Source organism: Weizmannia agrestimuris (genome assembly GCF_943193165.1).
In the GTDB taxonomy this organism is placed as follows: domain Bacteria; phylum Bacillota; class Bacilli; order Bacillales; family Bacillaceae_C; genus Weizmannia; species Weizmannia faecalis.
This window is the reverse complement of sequence record NZ_CALPDC010000011.1, coordinates 66799-72982: the sequence shown is the minus strand read 5'-3', so window position 1 is coordinate 72982 and position 6184 is coordinate 66799. Positions and strand designations below refer to the sequence as shown.

5 protein-coding genes and 1 pseudogene are annotated in these 6184 nt (G+C 44.4%); 4 read left to right on the top strand and 2 right to left on the bottom strand.

Annotation, left to right across the window (positions count from 1 at the left end; translation table 11 throughout):
* Nucleotides 1-89 precede the first annotated feature (89 nt).
* From NFR98_RS15810 to NFR98_RS06925, 3 genes are all read left to right on the top strand, one after another.
* Nucleotides 90-236 (top strand): hypothetical protein, encoded by a 147-nt coding sequence (locus tag NFR98_RS15810; RefSeq protein ID WP_017552129.1) that lies wholly within the window; start codon nucleotides 90-92, stop codon nucleotides 234-236.
* Nucleotides 233-1078 (top strand): NAD(P)-dependent oxidoreductase, encoded by an 846-nt coding sequence (locus NFR98_RS06930; protein ID WP_350346186.1) that lies wholly within the window; start codon nucleotides 233-235, stop codon nucleotides 1076-1078. Before NFR98_RS15810 ends, NFR98_RS06930 begins: the two co-directional genes overlap by 4 nt.
* Nucleotides 1079-1736: 658 nt before the next feature.
* Nucleotides 1737-3155 (top strand): MFS transporter, encoded by a 1419-nt coding sequence (locus NFR98_RS06925; protein ID WP_014095657.1) that lies wholly within the window; start codon nucleotides 1737-1739, stop codon nucleotides 3153-3155.
* Nucleotides 3156-3286: 131 nt separating this feature from the next.
* Here NFR98_RS06925 and NFR98_RS06920 read toward each other — a convergent pair.
* Nucleotides 3287-4468: pseudogene (locus NFR98_RS06920) on the bottom strand (AGE family epimerase/isomerase).
* Nucleotides 4469-4486: 18 nt separating this feature from the next.
* Nucleotides 4487-5410, bottom strand: a complete 924-nt coding sequence (locus NFR98_RS06915; protein WP_014095656.1) for an SDR family oxidoreductase — start codon at nucleotides 5408-5410, stop codon at nucleotides 4487-4489.
* A gap of 432 nt (nucleotides 5411-5842) precedes the next feature.
* On the opposite strand from NFR98_RS06915, the gene NFR98_RS06910 reads away from it, so the two are divergent.
* Nucleotides 5843-6118 (top strand): hypothetical protein, encoded by a 276-nt coding sequence (locus NFR98_RS06910; protein WP_014095655.1) that lies wholly within the window; start codon nucleotides 5843-5845, stop codon nucleotides 6116-6118.
* Nucleotides 6119-6184: the final 66 nt, after the last annotated feature.

Sequence of the window (6184 nt, the reverse complement as noted above, 5' to 3'; positions counted from 1 at the left end):
TTTGGATTCCATATTTTACATTTACTTCCACGTGTGTGGATTTTAGCTATCAAATCGCTGCACTTTCGTAATTTGGGTTTATTTTATATATGAGGAAAGTTGTTGCCTATGAGACGAGGGCGGATGAGTTCCCCTTATTTCAAAAATTCGCGAGAAAATTTGATTTGGACATCAAGTATATTGATGATGTGTTAACCCCTGAAACGGCAATGGAAGCAAAAGGCGCTGAAGCGTGACGATCCTTGGGAATTATCCGGTCGGCTCCGGGACTTTCAAGGCTTTAAGGGATGTCGGCGTGAAGTATATCGGCCTGAGGACTGCAGGATATAATCATATCGATCAGGAAGCCGCAAAAGCATATGGCATCCGTTTTTCGAATGTGGCGTATTCGCCTTATTGCGTGGCCGATTTTGCAACGATGCTGATTTTGATGTGTGTGCGGAAAGCAAAACAGATCTTAAGCCGTGTCGAGGCACAGGATTTTTCTGTGGAAGGGATTCAGGGCAGGGAAATGCGCAACTTAACGATCGGGATTATTGGCGTCGGCAGAATCGGCAGCATTGTTGCAAAAAATTTGTCCGGTTTTGGCTGCAACCTCATTGCACACGATACTGTTGAAAGGGATGAATTGCGCGGCATCCTGAAATATGTATCTTTGGATGAACTGCTGGAGGAAAGCGATGTGATTACCATCCACACACCCTTGTTTGAAAGTACATACCATATGATTAACCAAGAACGTATTGCAAAAATAAAGGACGGCGTATGCATCATCAATTGTTCCCATGGTGCTGAAGTGGATACGGATGCGCTCATCGCCGGGATTGAGGCGGGGAAAGCCGGCGCTGCCGGGATTGATGTGCTGGAGGATGAGGAAGGAATTTTTCATTATGACCGCCGCACGGATATTTTGGCCCACCGCCAGCTGGCCGTTCTGAGATCTTTTCCCAATGTGATCGTCACGCCGCACACTGCGTTTTACACCGATCAGGCGGTTAGCGATATGGTGGAGATGGCGCTTACATCGCTTGTATCCTTTATGGAGATGGGGAAGAGCAGGTGGGAGATAAAATCATGAAGAGGATAAGCAGCTTTTTTATCATTGCAGGACAAACATAGAGATATTTAAGCACAGATTGAATGACCATTTTACAGCATTGCTGTTGGCCTGATCCGTTGAAATAATGGGGTGGAAGCTGATTTTTTGCGTTAACACTTCGATTATGGTAAACTAATCAATGAACCGTTCAAAAAAGCTGTTGAGCGTTGTCCGATTGTTCATCTGTAATGCGTTCCGTCTTTAACGGCATATAACCCGCTTTCACTATTTGAGGTATAAAGAAGATAGGTGGGGAACCAGCTGCCCGTAAAAATCTTTAGAGGCGCCTTAAGCCTCCGTTTCCTGTCCGCCTCCGCCCATTTTAAGCCCTTTTTCACTTTGCTAACTTGCACTCTTGCCCGCTATCTTCGAGTAGTTGATCAATTCTTGCACTACATATGCCTGCCATCTATTCGGTGGTTTTTCTGGAAATATTAGCAGAAATGCTGAAGTATCAACGAGTGGTTTTTAATTTCAATGATTCCCATTTCCATTCGCCTGCGGGTTTTTGAAAAAGAAAGCCAAAACAAATGACGGCTGATGAAAAAATCTTTTATCAATGTAGGTATTAAAAATGAATCTTTATAGAAGGGAAGACAGGTGCCGAAAACTATCAAATAAGGAGTAGATTTGAAAAATGGTATTTAATAAGAAAAAAATTAACATCGTTAATATTCGACAAACGAAAAAAAGCGTGTTTGCTACAGGAGTAGGAAACGCGATGGAATGGTTTGATTTTGGCTTGTATTCTTATTTAGCTGTCATTATCAGCCGGAACTTTTTTAGTGCCGTGGAGAATGACGAGCTGAAATTAATGTTTACATTTGCCACATTTGCGATTGCCTTTTTAATGCGCCCTTTAGGCGGTGTTATATTCGGCAGAATCGGAGATAAATATGGGAGAAAAGTCGTTTTAACCATCACGATTATTTTAATGGCTTTTTCCACACTCCTAATCGGTTTATTACCTACGTATGACCAAATTGGAATATGGGCCCCGGTGCTCTTATTAGTAGCCAGAATTATTCAAGGATTTTCAACTGGCGGCGAATATGCCGGCGCCATGGTCTATATTGCAGAATCTTCCCCGGACAATAAGCGTAATGTGCTTGGAAGCGGACTGGAAATTGGTACGCTTGCCGGCTATATATTAGCTTCACTCCTTGCCAGTACGCTCTTCATCACGCTAACTGACCAGCAGATGGCCACATGGGGTTGGCGAATTCCATTTTTGCTTGGCTTGCCTTTAGGGCTGGTAGGGTTTTATTTAAGAGCCCATTTAGAGGAAACCCCCATTTTCGAAAATGAACTTTCTGTGGAGGGTGTCCAGGAGGAAAGCTTCCTTTCGATTTTAAAAAACCATAAAAAAGACATTCTAGTATGTTTCGTATCTGTCGCATTCTTTAATGTTACAAACTATATGTTATTATCCTACATGCCATCGTATTTGGATGAGGTGATTGGTTTATCCAGTACGGCAGGGACGGTATTAATTACGCTGATTATGGTGATTATGGTGCCGCTCGCTTTATTGTTTGGGAAGCTCAGCGACCAAATTGGAAACAAGACGGTTTTAATCATGGGTTTAGGCGGATTAACCTTATTATCTGTCCTTGCATTTTACTTCATCCATTTGAATACAATTGCATTCGTATTTTTAGGTATTCTCATTTTAGGTATTTTGCTTTCAACTTATGAAGGCACGATGCCTGGTACTTTGCCAACCATGTTTTACACGGATATTCGGTACAGAACACTGGCTGTGACTTTTAATGTTTCTGTTTCATTATTTGGCGGCACTACCCCGCTCATCTCAACATGGCTGGTTCACCAAACCGGGAATGCCCTGGCGCCTGCTTTTTATCTGACATTCTTCAGCCTTATTGGCTTTTTCGTCATCTTGTTCTTGTTCACCAGTACTTCCGGAAAGTCTCTAAAGGGTTCGTACCCAACAGTGGCGACGAAGACGGAGTATAAGGAAGCTATAGAAAATCCAAGACATTCATTATGGTGGCTGATGGAAAAACAAGAGGAAAATAAGCGTCTGTACAATTAAACGGCTGTGCAAAATTTGTGCCGGGGATGGCAGGCTTGCCGGCCTTTCCGGATCCCAGCTCAGCCTTTAAACAGAAAAAGCGCCAAAAGATTTGGCGCTTTTTCTGTTGATAAAGTGAAAGTTTCCGCTGCTTATGGTTTTGAAAATGCCTGCAGTGCCTGGTAGCAGGCAGCGACGGGATGGTAGTCGGTTTTCGGCGGGGAGCTTTTCGGGCCGGAAACACGTTCATTTTTCCGGTTGAGCAGTTTATACCAGCCGCCGTATTGGTGGTCGATCAAGTAGTTGGAAGCATAAGAAAACAGCTGATTGTACCGCTCGGAGTAGATACTTTTTCCGGTTTTTGCGGCAAGAAGCGCAGAGGCTGCGATCGCTTCCGATATCACCCAGTAGTTTTTATCCGTATCAATGACTTCGCCTTGTGGAGAGAGTGCAAAAAAGATGCCGCCGAATGTTTCATCAGCGCCTTTCTCCCAGGCTTTTCCGTAAAGTTCTTCAGCTGTCTCAACTATCCACGGTTCAGAGAGATGGCGGTCAAGCCACATCAGCAGTTTGCTTCATTCCAGCTGATGGCCGGGAATAAAGCCGTATGGGCGGAACTCATCTTTTGTTTGGTGAAGATGATAGGTCCAATCCGGCTGCCAGTCAGGTGTGTAGTTTTCCCAGATCATTCCGCCGGATCTCTCTTTTAATGTGCGGCAGACGCTTTCTGCTAGTTTATATGCCCGGTTTAAGTATTTCTTTTCGCCGGTTGCTTCGTATGCCGTAAGCATGGCTTCACACATATGCATATTTGCGTTTTGCCCGCGGTAGGAAGAAAGTGTTGACCAGGATGCATCCCATTCATCCCGGTAGAGCCCGTCGTCCGGATCCCAGAAATGCTGCTCTGTAACATGGTACAGATCCTCGATCAGTTCCTTCGCACCCCGGATGCCGGCTTGATCAGCAATGGCGGCTGCCAACAGGGCGAATGCATGGCCGTATGTCATTTTTGCGGGATCTTTTACACTCTGCCCTTTTAATTCAAAAAAGTAGCCGCCGTATTTTTTATCACGATGGCGATTTTTCAGAAATTCAATACCGTGGGCAGCGGCCTGTGCACACCACTCCGGCCCGCCAATCAGGGAGCCAATGCTGAAATTGTAAATAAACCGGCTTGTACCGACCAGATGCTTTGTTTCCCGGTCATTGATGGAGCCATTATCGAGAAAACCGTTTATATACCCGCCGTTTTCCGTATCTATGCAGGCAGGATAATAAAATTCAAGAATTTGAATGATTTGCTGTTTTAAAACGTGAGGGTCTTTAAAGTCCATGTCATCGCATCCATTTGTTCATTTGGGTGGAAGAGTTAAAAAAACTGCAGAAAAGATTTTCTGCAGTTTTTTTCCATCAGATGACATTGCCATGCCGCCGTTAACATGGATGCACTGACCGGTAATATAAGCCCCTTCATCAGAAGCTAAAAGCACATATGCCCCTGCATGGTCGGCCGGCTGTCCCGGGCGTCCGAGCGGGGTTTTAAGCCCAAAGCTTTCCACTGTCTTTTCATCAAAGGTGGAAGGAATAAGCGGCGTCCAAATCGGTCCTGGTGCTACCATATTGACGCGTATCCCTTTTGACGCAAGATTTTGTGCAAGGCTGCGCGTAAATCCGACAATGGCCCCTTTTGTAGCAGTATAGTCTAGGAGTTTCGGATTGCCTACATAGGGATTAATAGATGCCGTTGAAATGATGGCACTGCCTTGTTTTAAGTGCGGGACGGCATATTTGCACATATAAAAGACGGAATAAATGTTGGTACGGAAGGTTTTGTCCCATTGTTCATGGGTAATATCTTCAATCTTTTCAGTAGGGAACTGCACGCCTGCATTATTGACCAAAATATCGAGTTTTCCAAACTCTGCTACCGTTTTTTCAACGAGCTGTTTACATGTTGCTTCTTGGGAGACATCCCCCGGTAGCAGCAGACATTGGACGCCTTCTGCTTCAACAAGGCTCTTCGTTTCTTCAGCATCGTTTTGTTCATTTAAATAGTTTATGGCTACGTTCGCGCCTTCTTTTGCATAAGCGATCGCAACAGCACGTCCGATACCGCTGTCTCCACCAGTAATGAGCGCCACCCGTCCTTTTAATTTTTCACTGCCTTTATAATTCAGCGGTTGGACAGGCCGCGGATTCATCAGCGATTCAATGCCCGGTTGTTCCGGCTGGGTTTGGGCAGGTTGTCCGTTTTTTTGCTGTTCATAAATATTCATCGATGCATCCTCCTCCTTCATATTGCATACAGTATTTGTATATCCCGCAAAAAAACCAATAAACCTCAAAACAAAAACGGCAACGGTTTCAAATTTTGATGGCCAATGGACGGCAACGGTTTCTGATTTGGCCGTGTATTCGTGCCCCGGCCCGGCAGCGTGGTATTCTTTGCAAGATGCCGACTTGCCGCGCCCGCAAAAAAACATGCCGGCAGCAAAAGAGAAGAACAACTGCTGCAATTATTTTCCAATCCAGTAAAAATGACGGCATGGGCTGCAACGGAAGCGGACAAAGCCATTACCGCCTCGTAATTGTTGACCTGCTTAGAACACCTAAATACCGCGTTGAAAGAATGGCGGTATTTAGGTGAATGAAAACCAAGCAATAGGGCAAAACAATTTTATCAATCAATCGGCTTGGGAGTGTTCGTGATGCACATCGAAGGGAATGTGATTAAAGGAGAATTTGATAAGAACCGGAATGAATTTTCACTGCAGCATGTCAAACAATTTGTTACAGTATCGACCATTAATGCAAACCAGTTCAGATCCTTATATGATTATTTGAAGAAGCACCGGGATGACCATGAAGGCCAAATCTTGACCTTATATGATCAAATGCCGGTTCATTTATCCGCTGAAGATATTCATCTGTTCATTGAAGATCTTGAAAAACTGCAACCATTGTACCACCCGGAAGGAATGTAATGCCTCTTTCTGTAAAAGCATGGATCAATTGGCCGACTATATGATCTCTTTTTACTCATTTTCATG